The sequence below is a fragment of the Streptomyces sp. CA-135486 genome (assembly GCF_050936555.1).
Lineage (GTDB): Bacteria > Actinomycetota > Actinomycetes > Streptomycetales > Streptomycetaceae > Streptomyces.
The window spans coordinates 635,138-652,570 of the sequence record NZ_JBNJMM010000001.1 but is presented as its reverse complement, the minus strand read 5'-3'; the positions used below and the strand labels follow the sequence as shown (position 1 = coordinate 652,570).

Here is a 17,433-nt window from a genome sequence, read left to right as displayed (position 1 = left end):
CGCCCGCCGGTCACCGGCCGGACAGAACCTCCCCCGCCCCTACTCCGTGGCGATCGCGTTCAGTACGTTCATCCGGCCCGCCCTGAAGGCCGGGACCAGGGCCGCGAACAGGCCCACGAACGCCGAGGCCACGAAGACCGTGATGATCGTCGACCACGGGATCTGCAGGACCCCCAGACCCTCCAGCGCCAGCAGCTTCTGGGCCGCCGTGCCCCAGCCCATGCCCAGACCGAGGCCGAGCAGGGCGCCGAAGAGGGCGATGACCACCGACTCCAGGCGGATCATCCGGCGCAGCTGGCGGCGCGATAGGCCGATCGCCCGCATCAGGCCGATCTCCCGGGTCCGCTCGACCACCGACAGGGCCAGCGTGTTCACCACGCCCAGCACCGCGACGATGATCGCGAGCGCCAGCAGGCCGTAGACGATGTTGAGCAGCTGGCCGACCTGGTCCTTCAGCTCCTGCTTGAAGTCGGCCTGGTTCTGCACCTTGTACTGCGGATACTTGGCGACCGACGCCTTGAGCGCCGCGTACGCCTCCTTCTCCTTGCCGTCCTGCGCCGACGCGAACATGATCACGTTCTTCGGCATCCTGTCGGCGGGCACGTACTGCGCGGCGGTCGTGATGTTGAGGTACATCGCGCCCTTGTCGACGTTCGTGTCGTCGGACGTGATCGCCGCGACCTTCAGTTCGGCGGTCCGGCCGTTCTTGAACGCGACCTTGATCTTGTCGCCGACCTTGACGCCGTGCTCCTTGGCGTACGCGTCACCGACCGACATGGCGTTCTTGCCGTACGCCGCCGAGAGCTCGCCCGCGACCATCTCGCGGCGCAGGTCCTGCGCGTACGTCGGGTCGGCGGCGATCAGACCTTCGTCCTCGGTCCTGCCGTCCGGGGCGGTCAGCTTGGTCATGACCTCCTTGTAGTTGGTGACATGGTCGATGTACCGGGTCTTGTTCAGGGCCTTCTCGACCTGCGGCATGATCGGCTGCCCCTTGGGGGACGAGATGATGAAGTCCGCGCCGACCGACTTGTCGAGCTCCTGTGTCGCCGAGGCGACCATCGAGGAACCGACCACCGACAGGCACGCCACCAGGGCGAGGCCGATCATCAGGGCCGCGCCCGTGGCTCCCGTACGGCGAGGGTTGCGCAGGGCGTTGCGCTCGGCGAGCCGCCCGACCGAGCCGAACATCCGCAGTACGACGGCGCTGAGCGCCCGCACCACGACACCGGCGAGCAGCGGGCCGATGACCACGAAGCCGATGAGCGAGAGGACCACGCCGAGTCCGAGGAACATCGAGCCCTCGCTCGCCTTGTCGGCCTGGGTGGCGACCAGCAGCGCGGCCGCGCCACCGCCCGTGAGGACCAGGCCGATCGCGGCCCGGATCCAGCCCGCCTTGCCGTCGGCCGGCGTACCGGATTCGCGCAGGGCCGCCATCGGGGAGACCTTGCCGGCCCGGCGCGCCGGGACGTACGCGGCGACAACGGTGACGACAATGCCGAGGACGAGGCCGACCGCCGGGGTCGTCCACTTCACGGTCAGGTCCCTGGTGGACAGCTCCATGCCCATGGAACCCATCAGCTTCATCAGCCCCACGGCCAGGCCCACTCCGGCGGCGACGCCCGCGATGGATCCGACGATGCCGAGCAGCAGCGCCTCGACCAGGACGGAGCGGTTGACCTGCTTGCGGCTGGAGCCGATCGCCCGCATCAGGCCGATCTCGCGGGTGCGCTGGGCGACCAGCATCGAGAAGGTGTTGACGATCAGGAAGATGCCGACGAGGAGGGCGATACCGGCGAAGCCGAGCATCGCGTACTTCATCACCTTGAGGAAGGAGCCGACGTCCTCACGGTTGGAGTCGGCGGACTCCTTCGCCGTCTGCAGCTTGTATGTGCCGCTGCCGAGCACCTCGGCGACGTTCTGCTTGAGCTGCTCGTCGCTGATACCCGCCGCGGCGGTGACCGAGACACCTGTGAACAGGCCTTCCTTGCCGAGCAGTTCACGCTGGGCGGTGGCGGTGTCGAAGTAGACGACCGCCGCACCGGGGTTGGTGACCTTGAAGGAGGCGATGCCGGAGATCTTGGCGGTGAGGTCGCCGGTGACGGAGATGGTGCGCAGTTCGTCGCCGAGCTTCAGATCGTGCTTCTCGGCGGTGTCGGCGTCGACCATCACCTCGGTGGGGCCGCGCGGCGCGTGGCCGGAGCTGATCTCCATCGCCTTGAGGTCGTTCTGGTTCCAGTTGCCGGCGATCGTCGGAGCACCGGTGCTGGAACCCATGTCCTTGTTCCGCGAGTTGACGACGGTCACGCTCATGCTGGTGACCGAGCCCTCGGCGGACTTCACGCCCTTGGCGCCCGCCACCTTCTGGACGAGCGAGGCGGGCAGCGACTCGGGCTTGCCGGTCTGCGGGGCGTCGTCGTCGCCGGCGCCCTTGGGGCTGACGGTGACGTCGGACGCGGTCGCGGCGAAGAGCTTGTCGAACGTCGCGTTCATCGTGTCGGTGAAAACGAGCGTCCCCGACACAAAGGCGACGGACAGCAGCACCGCCACCGCCGAGAGCGCCATTCTCCCCTTGTGCGCGAAGAAGTTGCGCAGGGAGGTCCTGAGTACGGTCACGACGTCCGCCCCCGCGCGTCGAAGTCCTTCATCCGGTCCAGTACGGCGTCGGCGGTCGGCCGGAACATCTCGTCGACTATCCGGCCGTCGGCGAGATAGAGGACCCGGTCCGCGTACGAGGCGGCCACCGGGTCGTGTGTGACCATCACGATGGTCTGGCCCAGCTCGTCGACCGAACGGCGCAGAAAGCCCAGCACCTCTGCGCCCGCGCGGGAGTCGAGGTTTCCGGTCGGCTCGTCGCCGAAGATGATCTCGGGTCGGGCGGCGAGCGCCCTGGCCACCGCGACACGCTGCTGCTGGCCGCCGGAGAGCTGGGTGGGCCTGTGCTTGAGGCGCTCGGACAGGCCCACGGTCTCGACGACCCGGTTCAGCCAGGCGGCGTCCGGCTTACGGCCGGCGATGTCCATGGGAAGGGTGATGTTCTCCAGGGCGTTGAGCGTCGGCAGCAGATTGAAGGCCTGGAAGATGAAGCCGATACGGTCCCGGCGCAGCTGCGTGAGCTTCTTGTCCTTGAGCCCGGTGATCTCGGTCTCGTCGAGGTAGATCTTGCCCGAGGTGACGGTGTCGAGGCCCGCCAGGCAGTGCATCAGCGTCGACTTGCCGGACCCGGAGGGGCCCATGATCGCGGTGAACTGCCCGCGGGCGATGTCGACATCGACGTGGTCGAGGGCGACGACTCGGGTCTCCCCGGAGCCGTATGCCTTGACGACCTGCCGCCCACGCGCGGCCACGGCCGTACTCCCTCCGGTGCCCCCGTGCCGAGGAATGGTCACAGCCGTTGTCACGGTATTTCTCCTATGTCGGTGATGATCGAGTGTCGCCGCGTACGGTTTGAGTCTGTCGGCGAAGACGCCCCGGGTCGCTGGTGCGCAGCGCAGTCTTGAGCCGGGGGTTTTCCCCACCCCCCTGGTGGTGCGGGCCCTCAGCTGCGGCCGTAAGACCAACCTAAGGAATCGATCTCCGCCTCTCCTCGTCCCCCGGGACGAACCTCCCCTGGCCATCAGTAAGGAGGAGCCCCTAGGGGGACTCCACCTCCGGGTGGATCCGCACGGCTTGAGCCTGCACCCTCCCCCTGCGTGAGGCTCAAGTGAGATGGTGTCCCGGGAAAATACATGCAGGGGGAAAGGATCCTGGGGTGAGCGCGGAGGGAAGCACGGACGATCCGGAGGACATACGGGCGAGGCGACCGGCGGCCCCTGGTGCCGCGACCGGGTCGGGAACCGGCACCCGGCCCGCCACCCACACGAAACCAGCGACCGACACACCCGGCACCGACGCCCCGCGCCGTGGGCCCGTCGTCGCCGCGCTCATGCTCGGGATGGCGCTCGCCGCGCTCGACGGAACCATCGTCTCCACCGTCGTCCCCCAAATCGTCGGCGACCTCGGCGGCTTCACCGTCTTCTCCTGGCTCTTCTCCGGCTATCTCCTCGCTGTGACCGTCACGCTCCCCGTGTACGGAAAGCTCTCCGACACCTTCGGCCGCAAGCCGGTCCTGATCGCCGGCATCGCCCTCTTCCTCGCCGGCTCGGTGCTGTGCGCCGCCGCCTGGAACATGGCCGCGCTGATCGCCTTCCGTGTGGTCCAGGGACTGGGCGGCGGGGCGCTGCAGGGCACCGTCCAGACCATCGCGGCCGACCTCTACCCGCTGAAGGAACGCCCCAGGATCCAGGCCAGGCTGTCGACCGTGTGGGCGGTCTCGGCCGTCGCCGGGCCCGCGGTCGGCGGGCTGCTCGCCTCGTACGCCGACTGGCGCTGGATCTTCCTGATCAACCTCCCCGTGGGCGCGGTCGCGCTCTGGCTGATCGCCCGTCATCTGCGTGAGCCGTCCCGTACGCGACCGGCCGCCCGCCCCCGTATCGACTGGCCGGGCGCACTGGCCATCTTCGCGGCGGGCACACTCCTGCTCACCGCACTCGTCCAGGGCGGCATCGCCTGGCCGTGGCTGTCCGCGCCGTCACTCGCGCTGTTCGGCGCGAGCGCGGTCCTCGTCGCCGTCATCGTTGTCATCGAACGGCGGGCCGCGGAGCCGATCATCCCCGGCTGGGTCTGGCGGCGGCGCACCATCGCCGCGGTGAACCTGGCACTCGGCGCGCTGGGCCTGCTGATGGTGGCCCCCACCGTCTTCCTCCCGACGTACGCGCAATCGGTGCTCGGCCTCGGCCCGATAGCGGCGGGCTTCGTGCTGTCGGTAATGACGCTGAGCTGGCCCGTCAGCGCGGCACTGGCGAACCGGGTCTACACCCGGATCGGCTTCCGCCGGACCGCGATCATCGGCATCACGCTGGCCGGCCTGATCCTCGCGGCCTTCCCTCTCCTCCCCTTCCCCGGCGAACCCTGGCAGCCGGCCCTGATCATGCTGCTGCTCGGCGCGGCGCTCGGCCTCTTCCAGCTGCCGCTGATCGTCGGCGTCCAGTCGACGGTCGGCTGGTCGCAGCGCGGCACGACGACCGCGTCCGTACTCTTCTGCCGCCAGGTCGGCCAGAGCGTGGGCGCGGCGCTGTTCGGTGCCGTGGCCAACGCCGTCCTCGCCGACCGCCTGGGCGGCACGGGCGACCTGGACTCGGTCGCGCACGCGCTCGCCGACCCGTCGTCGATGACGGCCGCGGCGACGGACCAGCTGCGGCGGGCCGTGGACGCGGCGGTGGACTACGTGTACGTGGGCGCCGCGGCGGCGGCCGGCGTCGCTCTGCTGATCCTGATCTTCGTGGCCCCGCGCCGCTTCCCCGTACTCGACGAGCCGAAGCCGGTTGCCCCTGTGCGGTAGGGGATTGTGCGATCGCCGGCGACACCGGTGCCCGCGAGGGCTCGGTCAGCCCTCCGCCGCCGCACGGCCCGTCAGTGCCGCCAGGCTGTTGCGGATGTGCGCCATATGCGCCTGCATCTCCTCGCGCGACTCCTCGTGCTGCCGCAACGCCCGCTCCACGTCCCGCCCGATCCGCTCCTCGTGGACCCGGGCCTCGGCAATCAGCTCCGCGGCCCGCGCCTCCGCGTCCTCCTGGCCGTGGCGGGCACACTCCTGCGCCTCCGCGAAGGTTCGCTCGGCCGCCGAGAGGCCGGCCTCGGCGCAGGCCGTGAGCTCGGCGTGGTGGGCGTCCAACGCGGCCTCGCAGTCCGCCAGTTCACGCTCCATCACTTCCCGGCGTTCGGCCTGCTCCTGCTCCAGCTCGGCCAGCATGCCCTCGGCCCGGCGGCGCATCTCCTTCCAGGCGGCCACCGCCTCGCCGCGCAGCTCCTTCACCTGGCGGCGGGCCTCGACACGGGTCTCGTCGGCCTCCGCCTGCGCCGCGAGCAGGATCTGCTGGACCCGCGCGTCGGCGTCCGCCCGTACCGTCTCGGCCTGTGCGCGGGCCGCGTCACGCGTCTGCCGGGCCGCCGCGTCGGCCGCCTCGATCAGACCCTGCGCCGCTTCCCCGGCCGCGGTGCGCACTTCCTCGGCCTCCTCCTCGGCGACCGCCAGCAGGTACTGGGCGCGCGTGCCGAGCGTCTCGTACGTCTGCGGGACGAGGACGGAGACCACCTCGCGCAGGCCGGCCGCCTCAGCCTCCATGTCCCGCGCGAGCACGGTGAGGCGTGCGGCACGTTCCCACGCGTCGTCGCGGTTCTGGGACAGCGCGGTGACATAGGCGTCGGCCTCCTCCATGCGGTAGCCACGGCCACGCACGGCGACGAAGCCGTGAGGTGACACCGATGCAGCACCCATCCTTCAAGCCCCTCTCCGACAGACAACGCGATTGGCGCACATACTGCTCGATCGCAGCGAAGTACCCATAACCGACACTCCACCAGCCGCGGCGGTCAGAGGTACGCCATTTCTCAAAAGAAGGAAGAAGGAAGTCGGAATCAGACCTGTCGGGGGCAAAAGCCAGGGGCGCCCGGCCTGCCGCAGCAGGCCGGACGCCCCGGTGATCTACGAGTGCCGGACTACAACAGTCCGTCCCACATCTGCTCGAGCAGCACCGACCACCAGCTCTCCGGCGAAGCCAGCGCAGCCGGGTCCAGCGCCGCGAGCTGCGCCTGGAAGTCGACCGTCCAACGGCCGGCCTGCTCCGGGTTGAGGTTGAACCGCAGCCGCCACATCCGGCCGAGCAGCGCCAGGCAGCGTACGAACTCCGGCAGCCCGCTGTTCACGAACTGCGGCGCCACCGGCTGACCGCCCGGGCCCGCCTCCACCGGCACCGCCACGATGTGCGCCGTGCCGTACTGAACGCAGATCGCCCGGCCGAAGTCGCTGCCCACCACCAGATACGAACCCGCGTCGGCCGCGGGCTGCACCTGCCGCTGCGCCGCCAGCTCCGCCAGCGTCGGGACGACCGGCTGCGCGGGCTGCGCCCAGAAGAACGGGTTGAAGTCACCCGGCAGCCCCGCCCACACCAGCGTGGCCGCGACGATCTCCGGCACGCCCTGACGCGAAACGGCCCGCTGGTCGAACCGGCAGATGCCCTGCGGCCCGAACGCGGCCACCAGCTCCTGCGCGATCCCCTCCGGGGGAATCGGCGGCGCCGGCGGCAGCTGCGGCAGCGGCGCCCGCACCGGCGCGGGGCGCGCCGGGCCGTCCGCGACCTGGTGCAACTCGCCCTGGTGGGTGAGCAGATGCTGCATGCCCTGCTGCCGGCTGGCGTGGTCCCTGCCGTACGGCGCGACGGAGGTGATCCGCACCTGCGGCCAGGTCTCCCGGATCATCCGGGCGCAGTAGCCGCCGGGCAGCTCGCACGACGCCAGCTCGGTGTGCAGCTCGAGCACCTGCTGCGGCGGCACGTTCATGGCACGCAGCTCATGCAGGATCTGCCACTCCGGATGCGGAGTACCCGGCGCCGAGCGGCGGATCAGCTGGGCCTCGGAGCCGTCGGGCGCGCGGTAGCGCAGCACGGCCTGGTAGCCGGGGCCGACGGTCGGCTGACCGGTCGGCTGCTGCGGATAGCCGTACGCGGGCGGCTGACCGCCGTGCGGGGGCTGCGGCGCATGCGGTACGGGACCGGGCGGCGGGCCAGGAGGCGCACCGGGCGGGCCGGGCGGCTGGGGCGCGCCGGGGCCCATCTGGGCGGGGCCGGCGAGCATCGTCGCGGCATGGTGCACGCCACCACCCGGCGGTGGCGTGGAACCAGGCGGCGGACCGGGCGGACCCGGAGGCTGCGGAGCCCCGGGCGGACCGGGGGGCTGCGGCGCACCCGGACCCATCTGACTCGGGTCCGCGAGCATCGTCGCGGCATGGTGCACGCCACCACCCGGCGGCGGCGTGGAACCAGGCGGCGGACCGGGCGGACCGGGCGGCTGCGGAGCCCCGGGCGGACCGGGGGGCTGCGGGCCCTCGCCGAGCTGCGAGACAAGCTGCGTCGGCAGATAGCCGGCCGCCGCACCGGGAGCACCCGGAGCCCCGGGCGGGCCCGGCGGAGTCGCACCCGGCCGCGCACCCGGAATACCGGGGGCGCCTGGCGGCGGCGGAGTCGTGGAACCGCTGCCGCGCGAACCGCGCGGCGGCACCGCCGCCTTGCTCGTCGCCGCGTCCGCGATGTCACTGGCCCCGGGCGCACCCGGACCGGGCGGCACAGCCGGGCCGGACGGCACACCCGGGCCGGACGGCACACCCGGGCCGGACGGCGCGCCAGGACCCGGCTGGTTCAGCGCCGGGGAAACCGTCGTCCGCGGCAGACCACTGCCACCCGACATCAACGCCGTCGGCGCGTCCGCGCCCACCACGGGCGGCGGAGTGTCATCGTCGTCGGCCCCGGAGATCGGCGGCGCGAACACCGTCGCCGGCAACGGCACTGACCCATCGCCGGAACCGGCCGCGCTGGTGTCCGTCCACGGCGTGGCCCCGGACGGTGCCGGAGGAACCCCGTCGGAAGCCGTCGGCTCGTAGTCGCCACCACCGGCGCTGGGCCACCCGGCCCCGCCCTGCGAGGCGCCGCCACCCAAAGAACCGGCATCGGGCCACACCGGCCCCGACGCGGACGAACTCCCGCCAGCCTGCGAGGCGTTGGGGCCCGTGGTGCCCGAAGCGGCAGCGGCTGCCGACCAGTCGGCCCCGGACGAAGGCGCAGAAGAGGGCGCCGAGGACGGCGCGGACGACGGCGCAGCCGCAGCCGCGGACGCCCCCGAAGCCGCCACAGACTCCCCGGACTGCGGCGAACGCCGGTCCGGGATCCCCAGCTTGTCCGCCGCGTCCTGGAGCCACTCCGGCGGGCTCAACAGGAACGACGTCTGGTTCAGATCGATCCGCTGCGGCGGCTCCGGCGCCGCCGGAGCCTCCTCCTGCGCCCCGTACTCCTCCTCGTACCGGCGGATCACCTCACCCACCGGCAGCCCCGGCCACAGCGTCGCCTCACCACTGTCCCGGGCGATCACCAGACGCTGCTGCCCGCCGTCCGAGCGCACACCGCCCTCGCGGTCCTCCGCCCACACCACGAAGCCCAGCTCGAACTCCCGCACCCGCACCTCGCGGTGCTGATAGGCGGGCACATCGCCGTTGACCCACTCTTCCGCGCGCTCCTGCGCCTGCGCGAAGGTCACCATCGGACCGTCACCCCTCGTCCGAAATCGGGACGGCGCGCGCGAAGCCGCCGTCCACCATCAGGTTCGCCACGGTCTCCAGCTCCGGCGGATTGCCCGCAAGACGCTGCAGAAAACCGTCGAAGTCGTCGCCGCACGGCAGCAACAGCCGCTCCACACGCTCCTGCACGTTCCACCCGTCCTGGTCCCGCGCGTCGTCGTACGCGCAGAACCACACCGAGCCGGCCGCCGAACCCCTGACCTTCACGGCCAGGATCCCGCCCTGAACGAACGCAACACCCAGGTAGTCCTTGGTGAGATGGTCCCGCAGGCACTTGTTGACGTACACCAGATCATTGACCGCGGCCTCGTCCCGCACCGTGAAGAACGGCTGGTCGACCAGCAGCCCCGAGTCGGCGTCGAGCGCCGCCCCGACCGGGGCACACCCACCGGCCGCCTTCAGGAACGTGCGGTACGCGCCGGGCAGCCGATAGCCCAAGTCCTCCTCGACGCCCAGCAGCTGCTGCTCGGTCACCGAGACCGCACCCTTGGGCAGCCCGAAGTGCGTGGGCCGGGTCTCCTGCAACGGCCGCGTGCCCCGCTTGCCCTGGTCCACCGGCGCCGTCGCCAGACCCCCGTGATGCCGCAGCAGCGCCTTCACCTCGACCGGCACCAGCTCAAGACGGCGAGTGCCCGGCACATGGTGCCAGGTCCAGCCGTGCGGAGTGGCGACCGAGGCAATCGTGTCCCACAACGCATGGCCGTCGGCGTGCAGCGCCGCGTTCGCCGACACATAGTCGGTGAGCCGCAGCTCGTCGATGCCGAAGCCCTGCGGGGGTTCGGCGATCTCCGCGGCCGCGCGCGCGTACGGCGAGAAGTCCGGATAGCCGTGCTCGTCCACGCGCACGCCCCTGGGGTGGCGGGAAGCCCGGACCGGGTCCGGGAAATTCACGACCTGCCCGGCGTAGGCCGCGTTCGGTGGCGCGGCATGCTGCTGCCCGAGCCGACCTGTCGTCATGGCGGTTGCCCCCTGCTGCTTCTGACTGGTTCAGCACAGCCTAAGCGGTGGGGCAATAGAGGGAACCAGCGCTCCACTTCGATCACGATCAGTCACATACGAGTGACCGAAAGCGGAAGCATCGACGACACGTCGACACGTTTCAGTGCCCCAGCTTCCACACCACCCGCCCCATTTGGCAGGCTGTCCCCTCAACTGGGGGGCGTGCACGGGAGGGGACCACAGCACCATGCACACAGCGCAACCAAGCGCGTCGGGCACCTCGGGTGATCCACGCCTCAGCTGGAGCAGCACCGAGGCCCATCACCCGCCCGCACTGAACCACCGCCGCGACGGCATCCTGCCCGCCGTCGCCGCAGCACTCTCCGTACGCGGCGAAACCCTCACCTGCACCGCGGGGAAGGGCGACCAGCCACCCGTACTCCACCCACTCGTCCAGGATTTCCTCGACACCCTCACCAGCGGCCAGCGCGAACGCTTCACCGGCCGCTGCCCCGAGGCGATCCTGCTCTCACGGCATCTGACCGCGGCGGAGACCGCGCGCTCGAAGCGGGCACAACGCAAACCACTGACACACAGCGAGGCAAAGCGGTCCCTCAAACAGGCGAAACTGACCGCGCGCCGCATCCGCGAGGACGGCGACCCGCTGCACGGCAGCTACGCACCACCCTGCCGCTCCTGTACGGAGATGCTCGACCACTTCGGGGTACGCCCCGTCGACCCGACCACACCCCAGAACGGCTGACCCCGCACCAATGCGCGACCACCTCAGCACCACCCGATTCCCGGTCGCGGTCGACGCCGCGCTGCGCGAGGCGGGCTGGCAGCCCGGCCGCTGGGACATAAAGCAGGCCGAACACTGGGCCGACACGCTGCGCGCGTACGCCTCCCCAGCGGGCCACCGGCACATCGTCTTCCCAGCAGCCGTCGAGGCGTGGGCGGAGTTCGGCGGCCTGCGCATCACATCCCCCGGCCCCGGCCGCCAGACCGCCCCCACCCCGGTGCGCTTCGACCCGCTGGCCGGGCTCCACCTCGCCCGTACGCTGGCCGACCTCGGCCGGGCGCTCAACACCGAGATCTCCCCGCTCGGCGAGGAGGGCGACAACCAGGCGGTGCTGGCAATCGACACCGAGGGCCGCGTCTACAGCCTGGACCACACGGGCGACTGGTACCTGGGCCCGGACCTCGACCACGCCCTGACAACCCTGGTCACAGGCATCCAGCCGGCCCGCCTGACCCTGGACTGAGAACACCGGAGCGGGCGGGCCCGCAGGAGCGCGCCCGCACCCGGGCGGCCACGCACAACCGGGCCACGCACAACCGAGCCACGCACAACCGAGCCGCACCCGAGCCGCGTACAACCGAGCCGCACCAGGCCCGCACCCGGCCGGTCGCTCAGGCCGGCTCCGCGACCCCGACCCGGTCCGGCAACACCGCCGAGACCCGGAAACCGCCCGCGTCGGTCGGACCCGACACAAAGACCCCACCCAGCGCCAGCACCCGCTCCCGCATGCCGACCAGGCCGTTGCCACCGCTCGGCAGACCCGCCGCCGCGGCCGCGCCACCCGCGTCCGGCGCGCCGTTCTCCACCTGCATCGCGACCTCGGACTCACGGTGCGCGAGGCGCACCATCACCTTCGCCCCCGCCGCATGCTTGTGGACGTTCGTCAGAGCCTCCTGAACCACCCGGTACGCGGTCTGCTCGACCTCCGGCGCATACACCTTCGCCTCGCCGTGCACAGCCAGCTCCACGACCATCCCGGCCTGCCGGGACTGCCCGACAAGCGCGTCGATGTCCGCCAGACACGGCCCGTCGTCCGCGGCGGCCGCAGCAGCCGCGGCAGCAGCCGCACCCACCGCCGCCAACGGCACCGGCGCCGCCCGCCGCTGCTCGCTCTCGCCCGCCCGCAGCACCCCGAGCATCTCCCGCAGCTCCGTCAGCGCCTGCCGCCCCATGTCGCCCACCAGCGCCGCGTTCTTCACAGCCTTCTGCGGGTCCTTCAAGGCCACCGCCTGCAGCGCGGCCGCATGCACCACCATCAGGCTCACCCGGTGCGCCACGACGTCGTGCATCTCGCGCGCGATCCGGGTCCGCTCCTCCGTACGCGCCCACTGGGCCCGCTGCTCCGCCCGGTCGGCCAGCAGCGACAGCTCCTGCTCCAGGCTGTCGGCGCGGTCCCGCAGACTCTCCATCAGCCGGCGCCTGGCCCCTATGTAGAGGCCGAGCAGCACCGGCGGCGCGGTCAGCCCGACCGACATGAAGCCCACCATCGTCGGCACGTACCACGCGCCCGGCTCCGGATCGAAGTCCGCGGACTGCACGTCCTGCCGCACCCGTACGAACGTCACGATCAACGTCGCGGCCAGCGACATCCCCGCGAGCGCCGCGGTGATCCGGCGCGGAACGTCGGACGCGGCGAGCGTGTACAGCCCGACGACGCCCATCAGATAGCCCATCTCCGCGGGCGTGGTCGCGATCGACACCAGCACCACGGCAATCGGCCACCGCCGCCGCAGCACCAGCACTCCCCCGACAATCAGCCCGAACAACACCCCGAACGGCACGGGCAGCGCGGCCTTGTCCGCGAACCCGACACCTTCCAGAGCGCACTCAAAAGCAGAGACGAGCCCGAGCCCCGCGTCCAGCACGACACTGCGCCGCCGCCCCCACCACAGCCAGGTACGGGCTGGCCTGCCCGTGGCGTCCTGGTGTGCCCCCGTTGTGGTCATGTCGTCCAGCCTAAGGGCGGGCGCGACTCATTTTCCTGGGAGTTTCGACAGCACGGAACGCGATCGAACACGTACGAAACGTGCATGGATCGCACGATCTCGTGAATCGAGCGGGCTTTCGACCCGGACGTCCGTATTCCGGATGACGATCACCGTATGACAGAGATCCTCGGCAAGTACGCCGACTTCGAGGGCCTGCGCGAACAGGCGATCACCCTGCGCCGGGAAGGCCTCAGCCGCCGCCAGATCCGCGACCGCCTCCACATCGACAACAACGACATCCTGAACCGGCTGCTGGAGGGCGAACCGCCACCGGCGTGGACGAAGCGCCCGAACGCGAAGGACGACCTGCGAGCGAAGGCGAGGGAGCTGCGGCTCCAGGGCCTGACCTACGACCAGATACAGGTGGAGCTGGGCTGCTCGAAAGGCTCGATTTCGTTGTGGGTGCGGGACCTGCCGAAGCCGGAGCGTCGTGACCCCTCCCAACAAGCGAAGCTCGCCGCGCGGAAACGCTGGGAGCACGAGCTGGCAGTTCGGGATGGCAAGCGCCAACAGACCAAAGCCGCAGCCGCACGAGAGGTCGGCTCCGTGACGGACCGGGACCTCTTCGTCGTTGGTGTCGCGCTCTACTGGGCAGAGGGCTCGAAGGACAAGCCGTACGACCGCCGCGAAAACGTCACGTTCATCAACAGCGACACGGACGTGATCGAGGTCTACCTCGCCTGGCTGGACCTCCTCGGAGTAAAGCCGGAGCACCTGCGTTACCGCGTGATGATCCACGAGTCCGCCGACACAGAAGCGGCAGAGCGCTACTGGGCCGAACTGGTCGGCGTCGATGTCTCCACCTTCCAGAAGACGACCCTGAAGAAGCACAACCCAAAGACTGTTCGGAAGAACATCGGGGAGAATTACCGAGGCTGCCTGGTCGTCCGAGTGGCACAGGGCGCCGACTTGTACCGCCGCATCGAAGGGTGGTGGTCCGGTATGGCCACCGTTGCTACCGCCCGACGCAAGCCCGGTGATCGCTCCGGTAAGGTTTGAGGGAGCCATCCGCCGTGGGGTAGCGGCATCCCGCAGGCCTTTGGAGCCTTGAGACGCTGGTTCGAATCCAGCCGGCGGAGCCACAAGTTCGGGTCCTGACCTCCTCGGTCAGGACCCGCCCTTATTTCACCCCTGAATCCCCCCGGTATCCTTCGGATGTCCACCACCCGAAGCCGAAGGGCATTCCCGTGAGCGCCAACCGCCCGGCAGCCGTCGTCGTCCTCGCAGCGGGTGAGGGCACCCGCATGAAGTCGAAGACCCCCAAGGTCCTGCACGAGATCTGCGGGCGCTCGCTCGTCGGACATGTCGTCTCCGCAGCCCGCGAGCTGGACCCCGAGCACCTCGTCGTCGTTGTGGGTCATGCGAGTGAGCGGGTCAAGGGGCATCTCGCGGAGCAGTACGCCGGCACCCGCACCGCCTACCAGGCCGAGCAGAACGGCACCGGGCACGCCGTCCGGATGGCGCTCGAAGAGCTCGGCCAGACCCCCGAGGGCACCGTTGTCGTCGTGTGCGGCGACACCCCGCTGCTGTCCGGCGAGACCCTCACCGCGCTCGCCGCGACGCACACGGCCGACGGCAATGCCGTCACCGTACTGACCGCCGAGGTGCCGGACTCGACCGGCTACGGGCGGATCGTGCGGGACAGCGTCACCGGCGCGGTCACCGCGATCGTCGAGCACAAGGACGCCACCGAGGAGCAGCGCGCCGTCCGGGAGATCAACTCCGGGGTTTTCGCCTTCGACGGGCAGCTGCTCGCGGATGCGCTGGGCAAGGTGCGTACGGACAACAGCCAGGGCGAGGAGTACCTCACCGATGTGCTGGGGATACTGCGCGAGGCCGGTCATCGGGTCGGTGCGTCCGTCGCCGCCGATCACCGCGAGATTCTGGGCATCAACAACCGTGTGCAGTTGGCGGAGGCGCGTCGGCTGCTCAATGAGCGGCTGCTGGAGCGAGCGATGACGGCGGGCGTCACGATCGTCGACCCGGCTTCCGTCATTGTCGATGTGACGGTCACCTTCGAGCGGGATGCGATTGTTCACCCGGGCACGCAGCTGCTGGGTTCGACGCATCTCGCGGAGGATGCGGAGGTCGGCCCGAACAGCCGGCTGAAGGACACTGTCGTGGGCAGCGGGGCGCGCGTGGACAACACGGTCGCGGATTCTGCCGAGATCGGCGAGGGCGCTTCGGTGGGTCCGTACGCGTATCTCCGTCCCGGTACGAGACTTGGCGCGAAGGCCAAGGCCGGTACGTATGTGGAGATGAAGAACGCGACGGTCGGTGAGGGTACGAAGGTGCCGCATCTGTCGTATGTCGGTGATGCGACGATCGGCGAGTACACGAACATCGGCGCGGCGAGCGTGTTTGTGAACTACGACGGTGAGGCCAAGCACCACACGACGATCGGTTCGCACTGCAAGACGGGCTCGGACAACATGTTTGTGGCGCCTGTCACGGTCGGGGACGGCGCGTACACGGCGGCGGGCTCGGTCATCACGAAGGATGTGCCGGCTGGTTCGCTGGCTGTCGCCCGGGGCCAGCAACGGAATATCGAGGGTTGGGTGGCCCGTAAGCGGCCGGGGAGCGCGTCCGCGCAGGCGGCTGCCGCGGCCGCGGAGCAGGGCGAAGGCGAAAACTGACCGGAAACGGGTGCGTCCAAGTCGGCGTACCGTGATACGTGCACATAAATTCGGCTGGTTCGCGCACGTCCAGATCGCGGCCAGAGAACCCCTCTTAGGAGACAGTGCTGTGACCGGGATCAAGACGACCGGCGAGAAGAAGCTGATGTTCTTCTCCGGCCGCGCCCACCCCGAGCTGGCCGAGGAGGTCGCGCACCAGCTGGGTGTGGGCCTCGTGCCGACGAAGGCTTTCGACTTCGCGAACGGCGAGATCTATGTCCGCTTCCAGGAGTCGGCGCGTGGCGCGGACTGCTTCTTGATCCAGAGCCACACGGCTCCGATCAATAAGTGGATCATGGAACAGCTCATCATGATCGATGCTCTGAAGCGGGCGTCCGCCCGGAGCATCACGGTGATCGTTCCGTTTTACGGCTATGCGCGTCAGGACAAGAAGCACCGTGGTCGTGAGCCGATCTCGGCTCGTCTGGTGGCCGATCTGATGAAGACCGCGGGCGCCGACCGCATTCTCACGGTCGATCTGCACACGGACCAGATCCAGGGCTTCTTCGACGGCCCGGTCGACCATCTCTTCGCGCTGCCGATTCTCGCCGACTATGTCGCGACGAAGGTCGACAAGTCGAAGCTGACGGTTGTTTCTCCGGACGCCGGCCGGGTGCGGGTGGCGGACCGCTGGTGCGACCGGCTGGACGCGCCGCTGGCGATCGTTCACAAGCGTCGTGACAAGGATGTGGCCAATCAGGTCACGGTTCACGAGGTTGTCGGCAATGTCGAGGGCCGGGTCTGTGTCCTGGTCGACGACATGATCGACACCGGCGGCACGATCTGTGCCGCTGCCGACGCGCTGTTCGCGCACGGTGCGGAGGACGTCATCGTGACGGCGACGCATGGTGTGCTGTCGGGCCCGGCGGCGGACCGTCTGAAGAACTCGAAGGTCAGTGAGTTCATCTTTACGAACACGCTGCCCGATCCGGGTGATCTGGAGCTCGACAAGATCACGGTGCTGTCGATCGCGCCGACGATCGCGCGCGCGGTGCGTGAGGTCTTCGAGGACGGTTCGGTGACGAGCCTCTTCGAGGAGCAGTAGATCTTCGCGTAGAGATCCTTTTGGGGCACGGCCTCCCCGCCGGGTAGACTCGCAGAGTTGCTCGGCGAGGGAGGCCGTACTCATCTGTACGGCGGTCCGTTATCGACGCGCTCTTCGTAGCAGGCCTGTCGTGGCCGGGTGACCGCCACCAGATTTTTCTGCAATACGAGGAGTGCACATGTCCGAGGTGAAGCTCGCCGCCGGGATTCGTTCCGAGTTCGGCAAGGGTGCGGCGCGTCGCGTCCGCCGCGAGAACAAGGTTCCCGGTGTTCTGTACGGTCACGGTTCCGACCCGGTCCACATCACGCTGCCGGGTCACGAGTTGCTGCTCGCCCTGCGTACGCCGAACGTCCTGATCTCCCTGGACATCGAGGGCCGCACTGAGCTGGCCATCCCGAAGTCGGTGCAGCGCGACGCGATCAAGGGCTTCCTGGAGCACGTCGACCTGCTCATCGTGAAGCGCGGCGAGAAGGTCAACGTCGAGATCCCCGTGCACACCGAGGGCGAACTGGCCCCGGGTGCGTACCTGGTCGAGCACGTGCTGAACGCCCTGCCGGTCGAGGCCGAGGCCACGCACATTCCCGAGTCCGTCACGGTCTCCATCGCCGGCCTGGAGGCCGGTGACTCCATCCTCGCCAAGGACGTGCCGCTGCCGTCCGGCACGACCCTGGCCGTCGAGGACGACACCGTCGTCCTCCAGGTCCTGGCCGCGCAGGCCGAGGAGCCGACCGCCGAGGGTGCCGAGGGCGAGGCGGAAGAGACCGCCGAGGTCTGAGCCGTACGCTCTGCTTGACGCGGACGGGGTGGTGGGCTTCGGCCCGCCA

General features: G+C 70.1%; 13 protein-coding genes and 1 tRNA gene. 8 read left to right on the top strand and 6 right to left on the bottom strand.

Annotation, left to right across the window (positions count from 1 at the left end; genetic code table 11):
• Window positions 1–39 precede the first annotated feature (39 nt).
• Both ACQEVG_RS03080 and ACQEVG_RS03075 read right to left on the bottom strand, forming a co-directional pair.
• Window positions 40–2,613, bottom strand: a complete 2,574-nt coding sequence (locus tag ACQEVG_RS03080; RefSeq protein ID WP_432976585.1) for an ABC transporter permease — start codon at window positions 2,611–2,613, stop codon at window positions 40–42.
• Window positions 2,610–3,398 carry an ABC transporter ATP-binding protein gene (locus ACQEVG_RS03075; protein ID WP_432976581.1) on the bottom strand — a complete coding sequence of 263 codons (789 nt, stop codon included), beginning with the start codon at window positions 3,396–3,398 and terminating at the stop codon, window positions 2,610–2,612. The genes ACQEVG_RS03080 and ACQEVG_RS03075 overlap by 4 nt, the downstream gene beginning before the upstream one ends.
• Window positions 3,399–3,784: 386 nt before the next feature.
• Between ACQEVG_RS03075 and ACQEVG_RS03070 the strand changes: the two genes are divergently transcribed.
• On the top strand, window positions 3,785–5,377 hold the full coding sequence (locus tag ACQEVG_RS03070) for an MFS transporter (RefSeq protein WP_432985001.1): 1,593 nt from the start codon (window positions 3,785–3,787) through the stop codon (window positions 5,375–5,377).
• 45 nt (window positions 5,378–5,422) lie between these two features.
• Here ACQEVG_RS03070 and ACQEVG_RS03065 read toward each other — a convergent pair whose 3' ends face one another.
• The 3 genes from ACQEVG_RS03065 to ACQEVG_RS03055 form a co-directional block, all read right to left on the bottom strand.
• Complete coding sequence (locus ACQEVG_RS03065; protein ID WP_432976578.1) at window positions 5,423–6,313, bottom strand: cellulose-binding protein; 891 nt, start codon at window positions 6,311–6,313, stop codon at window positions 5,423–5,425.
• Window positions 6,314–6,534: 221 nt separating this feature from the next.
• Window positions 6,535–9,123, bottom strand: coding sequence for an SUKH-4 family immunity protein (locus ACQEVG_RS03060; RefSeq protein WP_432976575.1), 2,589 nt, complete (start codon window positions 9,121–9,123; stop codon window positions 6,535–6,537).
• 7 nt (window positions 9,124–9,130) lie between these two features.
• Window positions 9,131–10,117, bottom strand: a complete 987-nt coding sequence (locus tag ACQEVG_RS03055) for an SMI1/KNR4 family protein (RefSeq protein ID WP_432976572.1) — start codon at window positions 10,115–10,117, stop codon at window positions 9,131–9,133.
• Window positions 10,118–10,346: 229 nt separating this feature from the next.
• On the opposite strand from ACQEVG_RS03055, the gene ACQEVG_RS03050 reads away from it, so the two are divergent.
• The gene (locus ACQEVG_RS03050) at window positions 10,347–10,862 is read left to right on the top strand and encodes a YwqJ-related putative deaminase (protein ID WP_432976569.1); all 516 of its coding nucleotides are present in this window, start codon (window positions 10,347–10,349) and stop codon (window positions 10,860–10,862) included.
• A gap of 10 nt (window positions 10,863–10,872) precedes the next feature.
• Window positions 10,873–11,364 (top strand): SUKH-3 domain-containing protein, encoded by a 492-nt coding sequence (locus ACQEVG_RS03045; RefSeq protein ID WP_432976566.1) that lies wholly within the window; start codon window positions 10,873–10,875, stop codon window positions 11,362–11,364.
• 148 nt (window positions 11,365–11,512) lie between these two features.
• Here the strand turns inward: ACQEVG_RS03045 and ACQEVG_RS03040 are convergent, their stop codons facing one another.
• Window positions 11,513–12,847: a sensor histidine kinase gene (locus ACQEVG_RS03040; RefSeq protein ID WP_432976563.1), complete on the bottom strand. Its 1,335-nt coding sequence runs from the start codon at window positions 12,845–12,847 to the stop codon at window positions 11,513–11,515.
• Window positions 12,848–13,003: 156 nt separating this feature from the next.
• On the opposite strand from ACQEVG_RS03040, the gene ACQEVG_RS03035 reads away from it, so the two are divergent.
• From ACQEVG_RS03035 to ACQEVG_RS03015, 5 genes are all read left to right on the top strand, one after another.
• Window positions 13,004–13,888, top strand: coding sequence for a hypothetical protein (locus tag ACQEVG_RS03035; protein WP_432976560.1), 885 nt, complete (start codon window positions 13,004–13,006; stop codon window positions 13,886–13,888).
• 8 nt (window positions 13,889–13,896) lie between these two features.
• Window positions 13,897–13,971: transfer RNA gene (locus tag ACQEVG_RS03030), tRNA-Gln, on the top strand.
• Between the two features lie 105 nt (window positions 13,972–14,076).
• Window positions 14,077–15,525 (top strand): bifunctional UDP-N-acetylglucosamine diphosphorylase/glucosamine-1-phosphate N-acetyltransferase GlmU, encoded by a 1,449-nt coding sequence (glmU, locus tag ACQEVG_RS03025; RefSeq protein WP_432976557.1) that lies wholly within the window; start codon window positions 14,077–14,079, stop codon window positions 15,523–15,525.
• Window positions 15,526–15,634: 109 nt separating this feature from the next.
• Window positions 15,635–16,609 (top strand): ribose-phosphate diphosphokinase, encoded by a 975-nt coding sequence (locus ACQEVG_RS03020; RefSeq protein ID WP_432984998.1) that lies wholly within the window; start codon window positions 15,635–15,637, stop codon window positions 16,607–16,609.
• A 178-nt stretch (window positions 16,610–16,787) separates the two neighbouring features.
• On the top strand, window positions 16,788–17,384 hold the full coding sequence (locus ACQEVG_RS03015; protein WP_432976554.1) for a 50S ribosomal protein L25/general stress protein Ctc: 597 nt from the start codon (window positions 16,788–16,790) through the stop codon (window positions 17,382–17,384).
• Window positions 17,385–17,433 lie beyond the last annotated feature (49 nt).

Coding starts and splice junctions, on each gene's coding strand:
- ACQEVG_RS03065 (WP_432976578.1), bottom strand. CDS start 6,313: ATGGGTGCTGCATCGGTGTCACCTCACGGCTTCGTCGCCGTGCGTGGC.
- ACQEVG_RS03060 (WP_432976575.1), bottom strand. CDS start 9,123: ATGGTGACCTTCGCGCAGGCGCAGGAGCGCGCGGAAGAGTGGGTCAAC.
- ACQEVG_RS03055 (WP_432976572.1), bottom strand. CDS start 10,117: ATGACGACAGGTCGGCTCGGGCAGCAGCATGCCGCGCCACCGAACGCG.
- ACQEVG_RS03050 (WP_432976569.1), top strand. CDS start 10,347: ATGCACACAGCGCAACCAAGCGCGTCGGGCACCTCGGGTGATCCACGC.
- ACQEVG_RS03045 (WP_432976566.1), top strand. CDS start 10,873: ATGCGCGACCACCTCAGCACCACCCGATTCCCGGTCGCGGTCGACGCC.
- ACQEVG_RS03040 (WP_432976563.1), bottom strand. CDS start 12,847: ATGACCACAACGGGGGCACACCAGGACGCCACGGGCAGGCCAGCCCGT.
- ACQEVG_RS03035 (WP_432976560.1), top strand. CDS start 13,004: ATGACAGAGATCCTCGGCAAGTACGCCGACTTCGAGGGCCTGCGCGAA.
- ACQEVG_RS03015 (WP_432976554.1), top strand. CDS start 16,788: ATGTCCGAGGTGAAGCTCGCCGCCGGGATTCGTTCCGAGTTCGGCAAG.